The sequence below is a fragment of the Pyramidobacter sp. C12-8 genome (genome assembly GCF_002007215.1).
GTDB lineage: Bacteria > Synergistota > Synergistia > Synergistales > Dethiosulfovibrionaceae > Pyramidobacter.
The window spans coordinates 1-16,380 of sequence record NZ_MUHX01000006.1; the positions used below are offsets into that span (position 1 = coordinate 1).

Here is a 16,380-nt window from a genome sequence, read left to right on the forward strand (position 1 = left end):
ATCGTTCCGATGTTCAGATGGGGCTTGCTGCGCTCAAATTTCTCTTTTGCCATTGGTGTGGCCTCCCTAAAACTGAAAATTTTCGGGCCCTGCAGGGGCCGCTTATCGAAAATCAAGCCTGCGTCATCTCTCCTGCGACCGCGTCACAAAGGACCGTCGCCGACAGCTTCTTTCTCCGTTCCAGCAGACGACTCCACCGCGATGCGGGCGGAGAGGCCGCAGACGAACGTTCTGCTTTTCGCTCGTCCATACAAGAGTGAACAGGTTCTCTGGAATTTTATCAAAGTGCGCCCGTCTTGTCCACGGCCCAATCTAAAAAAACAGCGTGTCTCACCTGAAGCCTCGCCCCGCGGATCGAATTAAATTCATCATTTTGGCAGAATATTTGATCTTTCATTAAAAATTCATGCGCACTTCACAGCAAAAGATTCTCGCCCAACAAAATTTGACCTTCCCGTCATCGCCGATAAATCAATTAAAAAAAACGAACGGGCCGTTTTCCGCGCACAGCGGCGCCGCGATCCCGGCACAACAGAGGGCGGATTTCGCCGGCGCGTTTCCGCATCGCGATCGAACCGTCCGGAGGACGCGACGGAGAATCGGCCGTCGGGCTCTCTTCATGCAAAATGTTCCACGTGGAACGCACCATCGAAGGCGACCGGCTCTTTCCCGCCGCCTTCATTCCCCTCTTTTTCGCCGCAGCGCCAGCGCCAACAGCGCCCGCGGCCGCCAGACCGGCGGCACCGAATCGAAGAAACCCAGCCTTTCGCCGCCCAGGTAGTAGGCCGCTGCCAGCAGCCCGCCGGCCAGGACCGCCGCGATCCCGTTTTCCCGCAGCGGCCAGAGCGCCACGCACGACAGCGCGAAGGCGAGCGACGGCTTCCACACCGCGCGGGCCGCGTGCTTCAACGCTCCCGGCGCCAACAGCGCCGCATAGACCAGCGCCGAGCCGCCCCACGTCAGCCCCGTCGCCACGCAGAGCCCCGGCGCGCCCCACCGCGGCGCCAGCATCCAGTCCAGAAACGCGTTCAGCGCCAGCGCTCCGTAACTCACGGACAGGATCGTCTTCAGCCTGCACGCCGCCTGCGCGTAGCGCGACAAGAACTGCCCCCACAGCATCAGCGGCAGACTCCACGCCGCCGCGGCCATGCACGGCGCCGTCAGCGCCACCGCCGCCGCGTCGAAGGCGCCGTAGCCCAGAAAGATCCTCACCAGCGGCCGGCTCAGCGCCGACATCAGCGCCGCCGGCGGAAACATGTAAAGCCAGCCCGTGCACATCACCGCTTTGAGCTGCGCTTGCGGCGTTTCGGGACAAGCCATCAGCGCGCTGACGCGATGCAGATAGATCATTAGCGCCGGCGCGAGCACGCTCTGCGGCAGCGTGTAGATCAGCCCCGCGTAGCTGAGCGCGGAAATGTTTCCCGCCGGCAGCCCCGAGGCGAAATAGCGATCCACCAGCTGATACAGCCCGCTGGCGCCGACGATGCCGACGCAGAGCAGACAATCCGCGCGCAGTTCGCGCAGCGCTTCTTTGCGCGCCGCGCCCGCAGCCCGCCAGGGGAAATCCCCCGTGGCCCGGAACGTGCCCCAGGCCAGAAGCGCCACCACCAAACTGTACATCGCCGGCACGGCGTACACGCCCCAGAAAAAAGACGCCGCCCAGATCGCCGGGATCAGCAGCGCATGCCCCAGCGCCGAGAGAGAGACCGAAAGACTGTACCTCCCCTTGAAATTGTTCCAGACCTCGAAAAAGGGCATCAGCGTCCACGCGCCCCCCCAAGGGATCAGGATCACCAGCATTCGGGCAGCCGTCTTCAGCCGCGGCGGATCGAAACGCCGCGCGAAAAACGCCGCCAGCGGCGACGAAAAAGCCGCCGTCAGCGCCGCCAGCAGCAGCGCGCCGATCAACGCCAGACGAAAGACGCGCGCCATCAGCGCCGCCGCATCCGCCTCCGTCTGCTGCCGCACCAGCCGCGGCAGCAGCGCCGATTCCGTCACATTCTGCACGATCTGGCACAGCAGCGAAAGGATCCCCATGCTGACGTAAAAAGCGTCCATGCCCGCCGATGCGCCGAACAGCCACGCCAGCATCAGCGTGCGCAGATACCCGACCGGTTTCGACAGCGCCCCCACCGTCACCGAAACCAGCGCCCCGGCGCGCGCCTCCTGCGCGTCGCAGAAAAAAAATCGCGAATCTTGTGCCGCACGGCCATCGTTTCACCTCGCCCGCATCTTCCATTTCGGTAAGCATAACACAAAAAACGACATGGCGCGAAACACAGTTCATCGGCCGGTCGGGATATTCGTTGACGCCGCACGTCAAAGACACTACAATAGACGTACAAAAAAAGGAGACGGTCACATGCCCAGACAAAGGCCCGACGTCTCCCTTCACGAAGAAAATCCGAAAAGACCCCGCAGAGCCCAAGGTATAAGGCGGGGCTTTCCGGCAAAAACGACGAAACGACTTCCGAAGCCGGAGGCACAACGCCGATAAGGAGGAATCCCCATGACAACCACCGACAAAATCTTCGATAAAACCCTTTCGCGCCGTTACAAGGCGGGAATCGTCGCTCAGCGGGACAGCAAACTGGACGACGAAAAACGCGCGATTCTTCACAGCATTATAACCGAACGCAAAGACGCTCTCGATGCCCTTGCCAAATATTGAGTGGCTCTCGCCCGAAAGCATCGACGACGTGATCGAATCCCTGCGTTGTCGATACGCAGACGACCCGATCTCCATTATCAATGAAGAACCTATCGAATACGTTCTTCATCTCGAAGCTTTATCGTGCTACTACGATGACGACGTGTACCGTTTGGCAGCGGTGATTTTTCGCTCCATCATACAAGGACACCCGCTGCAGGACGGAAACAAGCGAATGGGAATGTTGCTCGGCACGTACTTTTTAAAGATCAACGGTTATACGCTTACAGCCGGCAACGACGAATTTTTGAACACGGCGCTCGAAATCGCCAGAGGCGAACTTCATCTTCAAGGCATTTATCAATGGCTTCTCAAGCGCGCCCAACCAGGTTAAACGTTCCGACGCGTCACAAAAGCGCGCACAAGATTCCCCATAATGTAAAGAAGCGCTGAAAAAAGACTTCCAGCGCTTCTTTTCATAGGGAGCAGGAGGATAAAAAAGCGGAGCTGCCGAGGCAGCCCCGCTTTTCGCGTTTGCGGAGATTCGACTAGAAAGCAAGGAACGTACGGAAGCGGATCTGGTTGTCGTCGTACTTGAAACCCCACCCGGCATCGTCGCTCACATCGATGTCGTTATAGGCAAGTTCGAAGCGAAGGTTGGGGCTGTACTGGTAGCCGACGCCCACCGTCCACTCCTTAGCATCGCCAACTTTATCCATGTCGTACTTGGCGTAACGCTCAAAGGTATGCCACTTGTCGTTCCACTTCTGCTTAGCGCCGACAAAGATAACGTTCATATCCTGAAGGACAGGATTGGCTTCCAGCATATCCTTTACCCCGGGCGCGACAAACACTTCGTCATTGAAAGCATAAGGCGTATTCTGAAGGACAAAGCCTTCGTCGAACTTGGCGTATTCAACCCACAGAGAGGTGAACTTGAGCGCGTCCTGGCTGACGTCGAGGGCAACCTTCCACGCCTTGGGATCATCAGCATCAGCGTGCGCAGATACCCGACCGGTTTCGACAGCGCCCCCACCGTCACCGAAACCAGCGCCCCGGCGCGCGCCTCCTGCGCGTCGCAGAAAAAAAATCGCGAATCTTGTGCCGCACGGCCATCGTTTCACCTCGCCCGCATCTTCCATTTCGGTAAGCATAACACAAAAAACGACATGGCGCGAAACACAGTTCATCGGCCGGTCGGGATATTCGTTGACGCCGCACGTCAAAGACACTACAAGAGACGTACAAAAAAGGAAACACTATATGCTCCGGACATCTTTCATGCCGACTTTCAATTCAACGTCCTCACTGAAAGCCGGCATGAAAGATGCGGTAAAATGTTCTGTTCGAATGACGCCTATTTCTAATACACAGCATTACGTAGTATTGCACTGCGGTCAAAAAGTGTTATAATTTTCTCGAAAGGAGTGATCTGTATGGCACTCGCCACAATGTCCGTGCGCGTCGACGAGGACACCAAAAAGCAAGTCGAGGCGTTCTGCGCCGACGTCGGCATGAATCCGTCCACCGCCGTCAACCTCTTTTTCAAGGCCATGCTCAGAGAAAACCGCATCCCCTTCGAGATCGAAAGAGATCCCTTTTACGCCCCGGCCAACATGGCGCACCTGCGCCGCAGCGTTGCCCAGGCCGAAGCGGGACGCCTCACCCCCCACGAATTGATCGAAGTCGACTGAGTATGCAGAAGACATGGACAGATGAAGCGTGGGGCGATTATCTCTGGTGGCAAAGCCGCGACCGAAAGATTGTCGGGCGCATCAATCAGTTGCTGAAAGACATCGATCGCAACCCCTACGAAGGCATCGGCAAACCGGAACCGCTGAAATACGACCTGCAAAGGTACTGGAGCCGCCGCATCACCGCCGAGCACCGGCTCGTCTACCGCGTCGAAAACGATCATATCGTCGTCATCTCCTGCCGCACGCACTATGCCTGACAATAAATCCGCGCCGTTCCGGGGCAGCGCTGCCCCGGAATGGCGCGGATTTATTGTCGGGCATCAGGCCGGGACGGCGCCGAATTCGACGCCGTCCCGGCATAGGAAAAGCGGAGCTGCCGAGGCAGCCCCGCTTTTTGCGTTTGCGGAGATTCGACTAGAAGGTGAGGTAGGTGCGGAAGCGGATCTGGTTGTTGTCGTAGTTAGGATCGTTCCAACGACCATCCATGTCGGCGTAAGCCAGTTCGAAGTACAGATTGGGGGTGTACTGGTAACCGATGGCAACGCTCCACTCTTTGGCATCGCCAACCGTATCCATATCGTACTTGACGTAACGCTCGACCGTGCTCCACTTGTCGTTCCATTTCTGTTTGGCTTTGACAAAGAGAACGTCGGTGTCCTGAGCGCTCTTGAAGCTCGTATGATCGGGCCAGACGATGTCGCTGAAGCTCCAAGGGCTATTTTCAAGGATAAAGCCCTGATCGATCTTGGCATACTCGACCCACAGAGAGGTGAACTTGAGCACGTCCTGATCGACGACAAGAGCCGCCCTCCAGGCCTTGGGATCGTCGACGCCAGCAACAAGCACACTGTCAGCCGCGATGTCTTCCATGTAGTAAGCACCGCGCAGTTCAAGGCCTTCCATGAACTTGAAACCGAGGTCAGCCCAGTAAGCCTTGTAGTTGGAGTCATCGACATTCTGCCACAGACCATTGACGCTCAACCAGAACTTCTCGCTGAAGTCGAACTTCAGGCGGGCGCCGTAGTACTCGTTGCTGTCGTTAGCAGTATAGACATTATCGCCCTTATGGGAAGCAGCAAAACCCTCGACGGTGAACATGCCGCGGCTGTACTTCAGATCGAAGCCACGATAATGGTCATCCATGAAGAACGTGCTGTTGTCCGCGCCCCAGCCGTTATCGTCTTCCCAGTTCAGCTCGAACTGACCGCCCTTGAGCGTCAGGCCTTCCATGCCCATGAAATCGCGGGCAGTAAGCCACCAGCGGTCGAACGTGTCCTTGTGCCAGCGGGCGTCAAACGTGATGCCGTCGGTCAGATCTTTGTGCAGGAACAGACGGGCGCGGTTGAACTCGAATCCGTCAGTCTTTTTGCCTTTTGTGTCCTCATCCTTATCCCAAGCATTGTAGTCGAAGCGCATCTGTCCGCTGATCTTCCATCCGCCCACGCCCTTTTCAAGAGCGCTCAGGCGGCTGTCGAAGCCGTCCACTTTCACGCCCAAGGCTTCCAGCTCGGGCTGGAACTCCACCACCAGCGCCTTCAGCTTCTCCAGGTCTTCGCCGCTCAGGCCGCCCGCGGCCATCATGCGCGCCACCATCGTCGCGATCTCGTAGCGCGTCATGGCGCGGTTGCCCTTGAACGTCCCGTTCGGATAACCTTCCAGGATGCCCTTCGCGCTCAGCTGCTCCACGGCGTCGTACGCCCAGTGGTTCATCGGCACGTCGCTGAACGGGTTCGCGGCGAACGCGGGCGCGGCTGCGGCCGCCAGCGACGCGGCGGCCACTACGGCGAGCATTTTCTTCATACTCATTCTCAAAACTCCTCCTCGAACGATTTTTTTGCGCGCTTCTCGAATTCGGCTTCGCGAGCGGGGGAGAAGTCTCTTCGGGAGTTTCCTCGTTGCCTCGCCGCTTCCTCTTCGGCCCGTTTCGCCCAGCTTTTTTCGAGCGATCCTGTTTTCGTCGCAGAATCCTTCCTGCACGCGCCTTAATATTAGCAAAAATTTTTTGTTTTGCAACCCCTCGCCCAACGCCGAAGATTTTAGATTTCGATCGTTGATTTTAATGGTCTCTTATTACGTTCACCGTAGAGCGTCCATATTTACAACGTAAACAATACAAAAAACTTCGACAATGTTCTATTTTTTATATCCAATCAAGTGATTACAATGGATTTTATCTCTATGACCTGAACAAAAAAATCCCTTTCGCAAAATTTCTTCACCAAAAATTTTCAGCGACTGGTCCGTATTTTTTCAGCGTTTTGTCCATGGACTGCGGAGAGCTCGTCTCCCGTAATTCCGCTTCTTGATAAAAAGCGTTAACATAGTTTGCAGGGCGCTGCGGGGAGTTCGCCCGCTCAGGACTGCCTCGACCGCTGCGCGGCCCGCGCAGCCCGCTTTGCGAATCGCCCTCGCAGCGCCCTTGCGTTCACCCTTTTAATTGAGAAACAGTATAAAAAAGCCGCCGTCGCGCTCCTCAGCGCGGCGGCGGCTTTTTCCTCTTCAATTGACAATTGACGCGTCGGTTAAAAGCTCAGCATGGTGCGGAAGCGCACCTGCTTGCTGTCGTAATCCTTCATGTTGACGGCGCCGTCCTGATCGTTGTAGGCCAGTTCGAAATACAGGCCGGGGCTGTATTGATAGCCGACGCCGACAGTCCACTCGCGCGGCGCCGGCGACAGGCTGTCGACGTCGTAACGGGCATACCGTTCGAACGTGCTCCAGCGCTCGTTCCACTGCTGGCGCGCGCCCACGAACCACACGCCGGTATCGCCCGCGAGCGAGAAATTGCGTCTCGCGCCGCGCCGCGGCCAGTCGACGTCGTCGTTGAACGACCAAGGGACGTTGTCGAGGCGGAAGCCCGCGTCGATCTGGGCGTATTCCAGCCAGATGCTGGTGAAGCGCAGTTTTTCCTGGCCGAGGTCGAGAATCACCTTCCAGGCTTTGGGATCGTCGGCTGCCGTGGGAACGCCGTAATAGTCCGCCAGCCCGTCGTTCAGATCCTGCCGGTAATAAGCGCCGCGGAAGGCGATGCCGTCGGAAAGCGCGTATCCCAACCCGGCCCAGTACGTGTTGAAACCGGCGTCGTTCTCGTTGCGCCACAGGCCGTTCAGGCTCAGCCAGGCGCGCTCGCCCAGATTGACCTTGAGGCGGGCGCCGTAATGTTCGTCGCTCGCGTTGGCGGCGTAAACCGAATCACCGTCGTCGGCGCGCTGCGAGGCGGCGAACGCCGCCAGCTCCACGGCGCCGGCATCTTTCTTCAGGCTGGCGCCGCGATAGGCGGAGCCCATGAAGAACCCGTGGCGGTCATGATAGAGGCGGTCCTCGTCTTCCCAGTCAAGCGCAAATTGTCCGGCCTTGAAGGTCAGCCCCCAGCCGAGGAAATCGGCCGCCGTCACCCAAAAACGGTCGAACGTGCCGTCGCTCCAACGCGCGTCGAAGCCGACCCCGCCGCCAAGATCGCGGTGCAGGTAAAGCCGGGCCTCGTCGAACGTAAAGCCGTCGCTCAGCGCGCCCGAACCGGGCAGATCGTTGTCCCAGGCGTTGTAATCGAACCGCAGAGTCCCGCCGATCTTCCAGCCGCCCAGCCCCTTTTCGAGGGCGCCCAGACGGCCGTCGAGACGGTCGGTCCTCACGCCGAGGGCTTCCAGTTCGGGACGGAATTCGGCCGCGAGATCGTTAAGACGGGCCCGGTCTTCGCCGCCCGCGCCGCCGTTGACCAGCGCGCGGGCCAACATGACGGCGATCTCGTAGCGGCTCATGGCGCGCCCGCCCTTGAACGCGCCGTCGGGATAGCCTTCGAGGATCCCCTTGGCGCCGAGTTCGGCCACGGCGTCATAAGCCCAGTGGCCGGCGGGCACGTCGTCGAACGGCTCGGCGCGCGCGGCGGAAAGCGCCGCCAACGCGAGCGCCGCCGCAAGCAAAAGAGTTCTGCGGATATTCATTTTCGCTTCACCCCGCTTTTCGAAAGACAGAAAATTCCTGCGCCGCGACGGCGGACACGGGAGAAAAAGGCCGGCGGACCGGCCGATCGACGGCATTCGTCACCGCGCGGCCACACGCTCGCGAACCGCGCGCCACTATAATACCATTTTTCGCAGCCGATGGCGAATCGTGGAATCAAAATCGATCATATTTGATTGACCGTTTTGCCAATTCTCGGTATGATTGCTACGGACAAAAAATGCGTCTTGGAATAAAAATAGTCTGCAGGAGGAAAAAAGATGAGAATCAAAAGAAATCGATACCTGAACGCGCTCATCCGAAAAAAAGACAACGGGCGCGTCAAAATTATTACCGGCATCAGACGCTGCGGCAAGTCTTATCTGCTTTTTGAACTCTATAAGGACTATCTGCTGGAAAACGGCGTTCGGAAAGAGCAGATCATCGAAATGCCGCTCGATGAAATCGAAAATATCCGGTTCCGAAATCCGTTCGAACTCGACGCGCATATCAAAGATAAAATTGCGGACACGTCCCGGCGGCACTACGTTTTTATTGACGAGATACAGTTATGCGCGGAGGTTCCCAATCCGTACGTGGATACCCCCGATGAAAAAGTAACGTTTATCGACACGGTGCTTGGCCTGATGAAGATCAAAAACGTGGACGTCTACGTCACCGGCAGCAACTCCAAAATGCTTTCCAAAGAGGTGCTGACGCAGTTCCGGGACAGAGGCGATGAAATACGGGTGTTTCCGCTGTCCTTTGCCGAGTTCTGTCCGGCATATGAAGAGGTCCGCTCAAGGTCTCCCATTCCGGCTTCGTCATCCTCCTCGTTCTTCGACGCCCGTACCGGGGACGCATGGAGGGATTACTGCACGTACGGCGGCATGCCTTACCTTTTGTCTCTGGAAACGCCGGAAGAAAAGAGTCAGTATCTGAAGAATTTGTTCGAAGAGACCTACATCAAAGACATTATCGAGCGGAACGACATCAGGAACGACAAGGAAATTCTTGAAATTCTGCTGGATTTCGTTTCGTCGGCGATCGGCTCGCTGACGAATCCATCCAAACTGGAAGCTCGCTTCCGTTCGGAAAAAAAGATCAAAGTTTCCCATAACACGATCGCAGGCTATCTCGATTACTTCAGGGAAGCCTACATTCTGGACAGCGCCAAGCGGTATGACATCAAAGGCGCGGGGTATTTCTCCACTCCGCTGAAATACTATTTCACGGATATTGGTCTGAGAAATGCACGGCTGAATTTCAGGCAGATCGAAGAAACTCACATTATGGAGAATATCATTTACAATGAGCTGATCCGCCGCGGATATAACGTCGACGTCGGCGTTGTACAGTATAACAGCCGCAGAAAAACCGAGAAGGGAGAAAAAAGGGCGACGATCCAGCTCGAAGTGGATTTTGTAGTAAACCAGGGGAATCGGAGATATTACATTCAATCAGCCCTCCATATCGACGAACCGCAAAAAAAGGAACAGGAAATCAACTCTCTGAACCGCATCGACGATTCTTTCAGAAAGATCGTTGTGACCAAGGACAATATCATTCCGTGGCATGACGAAAAAGGCATTCTGTACCTCGGCGTGCAGGATTTTCTGCTGAACGAACAGGCAATCGATCTGTAACAACAATTCCTGATCAAAACAATGAATTTCCAGAACGTTCCTGAACGAAAGACAAGGCGAGTGCGCCGGAAATGGCGCGCCGCCTTGTCTTTTTGTTGTCGTCGCGTCTCCGCCCAGCGCAGATCTTCAATGAAACACCTTACACTATTTCTCAATTAAAATGCCGAACTATACTCATTCTCGATATAAAGCGCGCCGTTCCTCCGAGAACGCGAAAAGGCGGCTGCCCGAAAGCAGCCGCCTCTGTTTTTGCAGACACGAATTGGATTTAGAACGTCAGCAGGGTGCGGAAGCGGATGACTTTGTCGTCCGTGATTTTGTCGGCGCCCTTGGTCAGGCCGCTGCCGAAGTCCATGTTGTCGTAGGACAGCTCGAAGTAGAGGTTGGGGGTGTACTGATAGCCGACGCCGACCGCCCACTCTTTGACCTTGTCGCCCGCATCGGGCTTGTACTGGCCGTAACGTCCGAAGGTGCTCCACTTGTCGTTCCACTCCTGCTTGGCGGCGACCAGCCACGCTTCGACGTCGCCCGTGCCGTTCCAGGCATATTCTTCGAAGTAATCGCCCAGCTTGCTGAACGCGTAGGGAAGATTCTGAGCCATAAAGCCGTCGTCGAACTTGGCGTACTCGGCCCACAGAGACGTGAACTTGAGCACGTCCTGGCTGACGTCGAGGGCGACCTTCCATGCCTTGGGATCGTCGGGATCGCCCGGCGCCACGTTGTCGATGTCCTGCATGTAGTACGCGCCCTTCAGTTCGAAGCCTTCGGCAAACTTGAAGCCGAGTCCGGCCCAGTAGGTTTTGTATTTATCCGTGTCGTCGTTCGTCCACAGGCCGTTGACGCTCAGCCAAAGCTTCTCGTTGAAGTTCAGCTTCAGACGGGCGCCGTAGTACTCGTCGCTGGCGTTGGCATCGTAGATGCTGACGCCGTCATCGCTTACGTTGGAAGCGGCGAAGCCGCTCACCTCGGCCAGGCCGAATGTCTTGCTGAGGCCGAAGCCGCGATAGGGTACCCCCATGAACAGGCCGCTGTCTTCGTGTTCGCCGTAGTACAGGCCGTCGTCGTCTTCCCAGTCGATGTCGAACTGACCGGCCTTAAGAGTAAGACCTTCCCAGCCGAGGAAGTCCTCGGCGGTCAGCCAGAAGCGGTCAAAGACGCCGTCGCCGTATTCGGCGTCGAAGCTCAGACCGTCGGCCAGATCCTTGTGCAGGAACAGGCGCGCGCTGTCGAACTCGAAGCCGTGCTTGTTGAGCGTCAGATCGTTGTCGCCGGATACGAAGTCGAACTGCATTTCGCCGCTGATCTTCCATCCGCCCACGCCCTTTTCAAGAGCGCTCAGGCGGCTGTCGAAGCCGTCCACTTTCACGCCCAAGGCTTCCAGCTCGGGCTGGAACTCCACCACCAGCGCCTTCAGCTTCTCCAGGTCTTCGCCGCTCAGGCCGCCCGCGGCCATCATGCGCGCCACCATCGTCGCGATCTCGTAGCGCGTCATGGCGCGGTTGCCCTTGAACGTCCCGTTCGGATAACCTTCCAGGATGCCCTTCGCGCTCAGCTGCTCCACGGCGTCGTACGCCCAGTGGTTCATCGGCACGTCGCTGAACGGGTTCGCGGCGAACGCGGGCGCGGCTGCGGCCGCCAGCGACGCGGCGGCCACTACGGCGAGCATTTTCTTCATACTCATTCTCAAAACTCCTCCTCGAACGATTTTTTTGCGCGCTTCTCGAATTCGGCTTCGCGAGCGGGGGAGAAGTCTCTTCGGGAGTTTCCTCGTTGCCTCGCCGCTTCCTCTTCGGCCCTGTCGCCGCCTCTTTGAAAAGCGAATCCCGTCGCAAAAACAGGATCTAACGCATGATCATTATAGTTAGTCTGTCATAACTAATCAATGCTCGGGAACTTTAAATCCCCTTTTCAAAATAAAGCCATTTCGGCCAATCAAACAAAAACCACTACGGAGGCCCCGTGTCTCCGTGGTGGTTTTTGTTTCAAAACATGAAGTTATGAATTAAGCACGCCTCGATAGGATTCGGGAATACACGACAAACAGCTTAAATCGCTTAGATTTCTTTGCGGAGTTCTCAGTTATTCGGCAGTATCACGGAAGGTCCTTTTCGTCTAAGATATTCTTTATGGTTGTATAGATTATTTTCATTTCAAAGGAGCAGATGAAAAACATGAATATGAAAAAGATTTTCCTTTCCGCCGCGCTGGCTCTCGCCGCAGCTTCGGCGGCGGCCGCCGCGCCGCTGGACGCCTTCAAGGGCATGTCCGGTACGATGGACATCGCCGGCGGGACGGCGCACATCCCCGTGATGAAGGAAGCGGCCAAGCGCATCATGGGCGTCAATCCCGAGATCCGCATCACCGTGGCCGGCGGCGGCTCGGGCGTGGGCGTCAAGCAGGCGGGCGAAGGTCTGGTCGCCATCGGCAACACGGGCCGCCCTCTGAAAGAAAAGGAAATCGCCCAGTACGGGCTGAAGACGTTCCCCTTCGCCATCGACGGCGTGGCGGTCGTGGTCAATCCCGCCAATCCCGTCGGCGCGCTGACGAAGGAACAGGTGGCGGCGATCTACGCCGGTACGGTCAAGGACTGGTCGGAAGTGGGCGGCACGGCGGGCGCCATCAACGTGTTCGGGCGCGAAGACGGTTCGGGCACGCGCGAAGTGTTCACCGACAAGGTGATCAACAAGGGCGAGCTGGCCCCCGGCGTGAACGTGGTCAACTCCAACGGCGCGATGAAGACGGCCGTCGGCGGCGACGAGCGCGCCATCGGCTACGTGGGCATCGGCCACATCGACGCCTCCGTGAAAGCGCCGACGCTGGACGGCATGACGGCGACGCAGGAGAACGCGGCCGACGGTTCCTACACGGTGGTGCGCGACCTGTTCATGAACACGAAGGGCGAGCCGGAAGGCCTGACGAAGGCGTTCATCGACTACATCTACACCGACGAGGGCGCCGAGATCATCCGCAAAAGCGGCTACATTCCCCTGCCCCGCAAATAACGGGACGCGGGAAAAGTTCTCGCAGCGCACAATTCACGCGGGGAAAGCTTCGGCGCTTTCCCCGCGTCGTCGTATCCATATCGTGACGAGCGTTCTGCCGCTTTTCGCGTCGGGGCGATAAATATTCGGGGCAATAAAAAAGGAAGATGATTCGATGACGGAAAACGGAGCGCCGCCGTGGCTCTCGGCCGCGGCGGCCTGCGTGGGGGCGCTGATGGCGTCGGTGTTCGGCTTTATCATCGTCTGCGCGCTGCAGGCGGCGCTCGGCGGCGACGCGGCGGCGCTGATGGGCGACGCGTGGCGGCCCGACGCCGGGCAGTACGGCATCGCGCCGATGGTCTGGGCGACGCTGGTCCTGTCGCTGTCGGCGCTGGCGCTGTCGTGGTGTCTGTCGCTGGGCTGCGCCTGTTTCATGCACGGGCTGGCGCCCCGCGGGGCGGCGTGCGCTCTCGGCGCGGTGATCCGCTTCATGACGGCGGTGCCGACGGTGGTGTACGGTTTCGTTTCGGTGTTCCTGCTCGTGCCGCTGGTGCGGCGCTCTCTGGGCGGATCGGGGCTGTGCTGGCTGTCGGCGGGGCTGGTCCTCAGCCTGCAGATCCTGCCGGCGATGACGCTGGTGATCGACGGCGCGCTCCGCGCCATGGAGGAGCGCACGGCGCTGACGACGGCGGCACTCGGGCTGTCGCCCGCGCAGTCGCTGGCGTGGATCGGGCTGCCGGCGTCGCGCCGCGCGCTGCTCAGCGCCGCGACGCTGGGATTCGGCCGGGCCGTGGGCGACACGCTGATCCCGACGATGCTGGCCGGCAACGCCGTGCAGTATGCGCGCACGCCGCTGCAGGCCATGCGGACGCTCTCCGCTCACATCGGTCTGATCACCTCGACGGACGTGACCGGACAGGCGTACCATTCGCTGTTCGCGGCCGGCGGCCTGCTGCTGTTTTTCAGCGCCGCGGCCAGTTTGACGGTGCGTCGCCTGAAGACGCAAAAGGAGAAAAGCGCATGAGGAGCCGGGCGCTGCTGATTCTTTCGTGGGGCGCGGCGCTGATCGTGCCCGCCGCCGTCGGCGCCATGCTGTGGCATCTGTGCGCCGAAGGCGCCCCGGAGCTGGGGCTGGAACTGTTCTTCGGCGACGCGCCGCCGCTAAAGGCGATACTCGGTCAGTTTCCCGTCTGGGACGGCATCTGGCCGGCGGCCGCGGGCACGCTGTCGCTGCTGGCGCTGACGATGGCGCTGGCGTTGCTCCCCGGCGGCGGCTGTTCGCGCCCGAGGCCACCACGTGCCTGCTGCTGTCGGCGTTCTGTCTGGCGCTGCTGGTGCTGCCGCCGCTGATCATCACGACGCGGACGGTGCTGGAAAGCCTTCCCGACGGACTGCGGCTGACGGGCGAGGCGTTGGGACTGACGCCCTGGCAGACGGCGCGCCATCTGCTGCTGCCCGCGGGCGGACGGGGCATCCTCGGCGGCGTGATGCTGGCGCTGGGACGCGCCGCCGAGGACACGGCGGTGATCATGGTCACGGGGGCGGTCGCCAACGCGGGGCTGCCCGCCGGGTTGACGGCCAAGTACGAGGCGCTGCCGTTCTTCATCTTCTACATCTCGGCGCAGTACGCCGACCAGAACGATCTGCGGCGCGGCTTCGGCGCGGCGCTGGTACTGCTGATCCTCTCGGGCGCGCTGCTGCTGTGCGCCCATGCCCTGCAAAGGAGCCTCGAACGAAAATGGAAAGGAGAGCGCCCATGAGTCTGTGCGCGCGCATCGAAAACCTGAACGTCTGCGCCGGCGCGCAGAACATTCTCAGCGGTCTGTCGCTGGAATGTCCCGACCGGGCGATCACGGTGCTGGTCGGTCGCAGCGGCTCGGGCAAGACGACGCTGCTGCGGTCGCTGAACCGGCTGAACGACTGTTTTCCGGCGCTGCGCACGTCGGGCCGCGTGGAGCTGAAAATCGGCGGCCGCCTGCGGGCCGTCGACGACGCGTCGCTGCCGCTGCCGGAGCTGCGCCGCCGCGCCGGCATGGTCTTTCAGTCGCCCAATCCGCTGCCGTTGAGCGTCGCCCGCAACGTGCTGCTGCCCTTGCAGCTGACGCTGGGGCTAAAGGGAACGGAGGCCGAGGGGCGCATGAAGCAGGCGCTCGAGCAGGTGGGGCTGTGGGAAGAGGTCGCCGGCCGCCTGCATCAGTCCGCGGCATCGCTGTCGGGCGGCCAGCAGCAGCGCCTCTGTCTGGCGCGCACGCTGGCTCTGGAACCCGACGTGCTGCTGCTGGACGAACCGACCGCGTCGCTCGACCGCCGCGCCGCCGAGGTCGTCGAAGATCTGCTGCTGTCGCTGAAAGAACGTTATCCGATCGTGATGGTCTCGCACAGCCTGCTCCAGGCGCGCCGCCTCGCCGACCGCCTCGCCGTGCTGCGCGGCGGCGCGCTGCGCCAAATTTTCGACGCCGCCGAACTGCCCGCGGGCGGCGAAGGCGAGCTGTTCATCGAACGTCTGCTGTAAACAAAAACCGCCACGGAGACACGAAGATACAAAGAAAGGCGGGAAACGGTCGCCGCGCCGCGGCAAAAACATGAGGGAAGCCGGCAGGAGAACAATTTCCTGCCGGCTTCCCTCGTATTTCTATAGTTCATGTTTTTCGCTTTTCTCAGTGTCTCCGTGGCAGCTTTTGTCTTGACCTTCGCCCCTACGCCTCTCAGCCTTCACCGCAGACGGCTTCGGCGACGCGGCGGCAGAAGAGCGCGGCCTTTTCCCGATCCGGCTGCAGCATGGTCAGCGCCGCGGCAGCCACGGGGCGCTTGCCGTCGGGACAGAGGATCCCCGCGTCGTATTCGCTGCCGGGAAACGAAGCGCCGAAATGCGCCAGGCATTTTTCTCCCACGGACGCGAACTTGTCATCGCCCCGAAATTCCGACATCAGCGCCAGCAGGCGCCGGCAACTGGCCTCCGACAGGCCTTCGCGGCCGATCAAACGGCGGAAGAACGCGGCCGCGTCCTCGGCGCAGGTGACGTTGCCCCGCAGCGATTCGTTCTCGCCCACCGGGCGACGGATCTCCGTCTGCGTCATGCCGGCGCGGCGGGCCGCGGCGTTGACCGCTTCCATGCCGAGCGCGCCGATCAGCGCGTTGGCCGCTTCCACGCTGCCGCCGCAGACGTCGCGGGCCGCGTTTTCCCAGCTCATGGAAGCGCCGGGAAGCGGTTCTTCCAGCTTGAGTCCGTCCGCCTCGACGCGCTCGAAAAGATTCCACAGCGCCGGCAGCGCCGCCATCAGCCCGGCGGGCACAAACCGGCCGCCGTTATAGACAAGCTGCAGGTCCGCCGCGCCGTCGTAAACGGCCGCCGCCGGCGCGCCGCCGTCGGCGCCGGCGATCGCCCGCAGAACGCCGCCTTTCCAGTTTTCAGGCATGAAAACTCCTCCTTATGAATGATCCTGCAAGAGTGTAAACGCTCCCGCCGC

Annotated in this window: 17 protein-coding genes; 11 read left to right on the plus strand and 6 right to left on the minus strand. The window is 59.8% G+C overall.

Annotation, left to right across the window (positions count from 1 at the left end; all coding sequences use genetic code 11):
* Window positions 1-260: hypothetical protein (locus tag B0D78_RS13195; protein ID WP_205948256.1), on the plus strand; the 260-nt coding region annotated here is incomplete at its 5' end.
* A 418-nt stretch (window positions 261-678) separates the two neighbouring features.
* On the opposite strand, the gene B0D78_RS03335 is transcribed toward B0D78_RS13195, so the two are convergent.
* Window positions 679-2,139: a lipid II flippase MurJ gene (locus B0D78_RS03335; protein WP_078015575.1), complete on the minus strand. Its 1,461-nt coding sequence runs from the start codon at window positions 2,137-2,139 to the stop codon at window positions 679-681.
* 370 nt (window positions 2,140-2,509) lie between these two features.
* Between B0D78_RS03335 and B0D78_RS12755 the strand changes: the two genes are divergently transcribed.
* Both B0D78_RS12755 and B0D78_RS03340 read left to right on the plus strand, forming a co-directional pair.
* The gene (locus B0D78_RS12755) at window positions 2,510-2,671 is read left to right on the plus strand and encodes a hypothetical protein (protein ID WP_009164375.1); all 162 of its coding nucleotides are present in this window, start codon (window positions 2,510-2,512) and stop codon (window positions 2,669-2,671) included.
* Entirely contained in the window at window positions 2,652-3,044 is a 393-nt protein-coding gene (locus tag B0D78_RS03340) for a type II toxin-antitoxin system death-on-curing family toxin (protein WP_078015576.1), read from the plus strand. Before B0D78_RS12755 ends, B0D78_RS03340 begins: the two co-directional genes overlap by 20 nt.
* A gap of 154 nt (window positions 3,045-3,198) precedes the next feature.
* Here B0D78_RS03340 and B0D78_RS03345 read toward each other — a convergent pair whose 3' ends face one another.
* Window positions 3,199-3,804 carry a hypothetical protein gene (locus B0D78_RS03345; protein WP_078015577.1) on the minus strand — a complete coding sequence of 202 codons (606 nt, stop codon included), beginning with the start codon at window positions 3,802-3,804 and terminating at the stop codon, window positions 3,199-3,201.
* A gap of 282 nt (window positions 3,805-4,086) precedes the next feature.
* Between B0D78_RS03345 and B0D78_RS03350 the strand changes: the two genes are divergently transcribed.
* Together B0D78_RS03350 and B0D78_RS03355 are read left to right on the plus strand one after the other, a co-directional pair.
* Entirely contained in the window at window positions 4,087-4,344 is a 258-nt protein-coding gene (locus B0D78_RS03350; RefSeq protein WP_078015578.1) for a type II toxin-antitoxin system RelB/DinJ family antitoxin, read from the plus strand.
* 2 nt (window positions 4,345-4,346) lie between these two features.
* Entirely contained in the window at window positions 4,347-4,604 is a 258-nt protein-coding gene (locus B0D78_RS03355) for a Txe/YoeB family addiction module toxin (protein WP_078015579.1), read from the plus strand.
* 157 nt (window positions 4,605-4,761) lie between these two features.
* On the opposite strand, the gene B0D78_RS03360 is transcribed toward B0D78_RS03355, so the two are convergent.
* The gene (locus tag B0D78_RS03360) at window positions 4,762-6,153 is read right to left on the minus strand and encodes an S-layer homology domain-containing protein (protein ID WP_078015580.1); all 1,392 of its coding nucleotides are present in this window, start codon (window positions 6,151-6,153) and stop codon (window positions 4,762-4,764) included.
* 716 nt (window positions 6,154-6,869) lie between these two features.
* Window positions 6,870-8,288, minus strand: coding sequence for an S-layer homology domain-containing protein (locus tag B0D78_RS03365; RefSeq protein ID WP_078015671.1), 1,419 nt, complete (start codon window positions 8,286-8,288; stop codon window positions 6,870-6,872).
* A 279-nt stretch (window positions 8,289-8,567) separates the two neighbouring features.
* Here B0D78_RS03365 and B0D78_RS03370 point away from each other — a divergent pair, with 279 nt between their 5' ends.
* Window positions 8,568-9,932 carry an ATP-binding protein gene (locus tag B0D78_RS03370; RefSeq protein ID WP_078015581.1) on the plus strand — a complete coding sequence of 455 codons (1,365 nt, stop codon included), beginning with the start codon at window positions 8,568-8,570 and terminating at the stop codon, window positions 9,930-9,932.
* A gap of 268 nt (window positions 9,933-10,200) precedes the next feature.
* Here the strand turns inward: B0D78_RS03370 and B0D78_RS03375 are convergent, their stop codons facing one another.
* A complete protein-coding gene (locus tag B0D78_RS03375; RefSeq protein WP_078015582.1) occupies window positions 10,201-11,613 on the minus strand; it encodes an S-layer homology domain-containing protein in 1,413 nt (470 codons plus the stop codon).
* Window positions 11,614-12,109: 496 nt separating this feature from the next.
* On the opposite strand from B0D78_RS03375, the gene B0D78_RS03380 reads away from it, so the two are divergent.
* The 5 genes from B0D78_RS03380 (at window position 12,110) to B0D78_RS03395 (ending at window position 15,425) form a co-directional block, all read left to right on the plus strand.
* Entirely contained in the window at window positions 12,110-12,934 is an 825-nt protein-coding gene (locus B0D78_RS03380) for a phosphate ABC transporter substrate-binding protein (protein ID WP_078015672.1), read from the plus strand.
* A gap of 154 nt (window positions 12,935-13,088) precedes the next feature.
* Entirely contained in the window at window positions 13,089-13,937 is an 849-nt protein-coding gene (locus B0D78_RS03385) for a PstC family ABC transporter permease (protein WP_078015583.1), read from the plus strand.
* Window positions 13,934-14,263: a hypothetical protein gene (locus tag B0D78_RS13380; RefSeq protein ID WP_240496106.1), complete on the plus strand. Its 330-nt coding sequence runs from the start codon at window positions 13,934-13,936 to the stop codon at window positions 14,261-14,263. The genes B0D78_RS03385 and B0D78_RS13380 overlap by 4 nt, the downstream gene beginning before the upstream one ends.
* The gene (locus B0D78_RS13385; RefSeq protein WP_240496107.1) at window positions 14,248-14,673 is read left to right on the plus strand and encodes an ABC transporter permease subunit; all 426 of its coding nucleotides are present in this window, start codon (window positions 14,248-14,250) and stop codon (window positions 14,671-14,673) included. The genes B0D78_RS13380 and B0D78_RS13385 overlap by 16 nt, the downstream gene beginning before the upstream one ends.
* Window positions 14,670-15,425, plus strand: coding sequence for a phosphate ABC transporter ATP-binding protein (locus B0D78_RS03395; RefSeq protein WP_078015584.1), 756 nt, complete (start codon window positions 14,670-14,672; stop codon window positions 15,423-15,425). Before B0D78_RS13385 ends, B0D78_RS03395 begins: the two co-directional genes overlap by 4 nt.
* 193 nt (window positions 15,426-15,618) lie before the next feature.
* Here the strand turns inward: B0D78_RS03395 and B0D78_RS03400 are convergent, their stop codons facing one another.
* A complete protein-coding gene (locus tag B0D78_RS03400) occupies window positions 15,619-16,329 on the minus strand; it encodes a serine hydrolase (protein WP_078015585.1) in 711 nt (236 codons plus the stop codon).
* Between the last annotated feature and the right edge of the window lie 51 nt (window positions 16,330-16,380).

What these genes read in the sequence shown, in the direction of transcription:
- B0D78_RS12755 (WP_009164375.1), top strand. Translation starts at nt 2,510, where the DNA reads ATGACAACCACCGACAAAATCTTCGATAAAACCCTTTCGCGCCGTTAC.
- B0D78_RS03340 (WP_078015576.1), top strand. Translation starts at nt 2,652, where the DNA reads ATGCCCTTGCCAAATATTGAGTGGCTCTCGCCCGAAAGCATCGACGAC.
- B0D78_RS03345 (WP_078015577.1), bottom strand. Translation starts at nt 3,804, where the DNA reads ATGCTTACCGAAATGGAAGATGCGGGCGAGGTGAAACGATGGCCGTGC.
- B0D78_RS03350 (WP_078015578.1), top strand. Translation starts at nt 4,087, where the DNA reads ATGGCACTCGCCACAATGTCCGTGCGCGTCGACGAGGACACCAAAAAG.
- B0D78_RS03355 (WP_078015579.1), top strand. Translation starts at nt 4,347, where the DNA reads ATGCAGAAGACATGGACAGATGAAGCGTGGGGCGATTATCTCTGGTGG.
- B0D78_RS03360 (WP_078015580.1), bottom strand. Translation starts at nt 6,153, where the DNA reads ATGAGTATGAAGAAAATGCTCGCCGTAGTGGCCGCCGCGTCGCTGGCG.
- B0D78_RS03365 (WP_078015671.1), bottom strand. Translation starts at nt 8,288, where the DNA reads ATGAATATCCGCAGAACTCTTTTGCTTGCGGCGGCGCTCGCGTTGGCG.
- B0D78_RS03370 (WP_078015581.1), top strand. Translation starts at nt 8,568, where the DNA reads ATGAGAATCAAAAGAAATCGATACCTGAACGCGCTCATCCGAAAAAAA.
- B0D78_RS03375 (WP_078015582.1), bottom strand. Translation starts at nt 11,613, where the DNA reads ATGAGTATGAAGAAAATGCTCGCCGTAGTGGCCGCCGCGTCGCTGGCG.
- B0D78_RS03380 (WP_078015672.1), top strand. Translation starts at nt 12,110, where the DNA reads ATGAAAAAGATTTTCCTTTCCGCCGCGCTGGCTCTCGCCGCAGCTTCG.
- B0D78_RS03385 (WP_078015583.1), top strand. Translation starts at nt 13,089, where the DNA reads ATGACGGAAAACGGAGCGCCGCCGTGGCTCTCGGCCGCGGCGGCCTGC.
- B0D78_RS13380 (WP_240496106.1), top strand. Translation starts at nt 13,934, where the DNA reads ATGAGGAGCCGGGCGCTGCTGATTCTTTCGTGGGGCGCGGCGCTGATC.
- B0D78_RS03395 (WP_078015584.1), top strand. Translation starts at nt 14,670, where the DNA reads ATGAGTCTGTGCGCGCGCATCGAAAACCTGAACGTCTGCGCCGGCGCG.
- B0D78_RS03400 (WP_078015585.1), bottom strand. Translation starts at nt 16,329, where the DNA reads ATGCCTGAAAACTGGAAAGGCGGCGTTCTGCGGGCGATCGCCGGCGCC.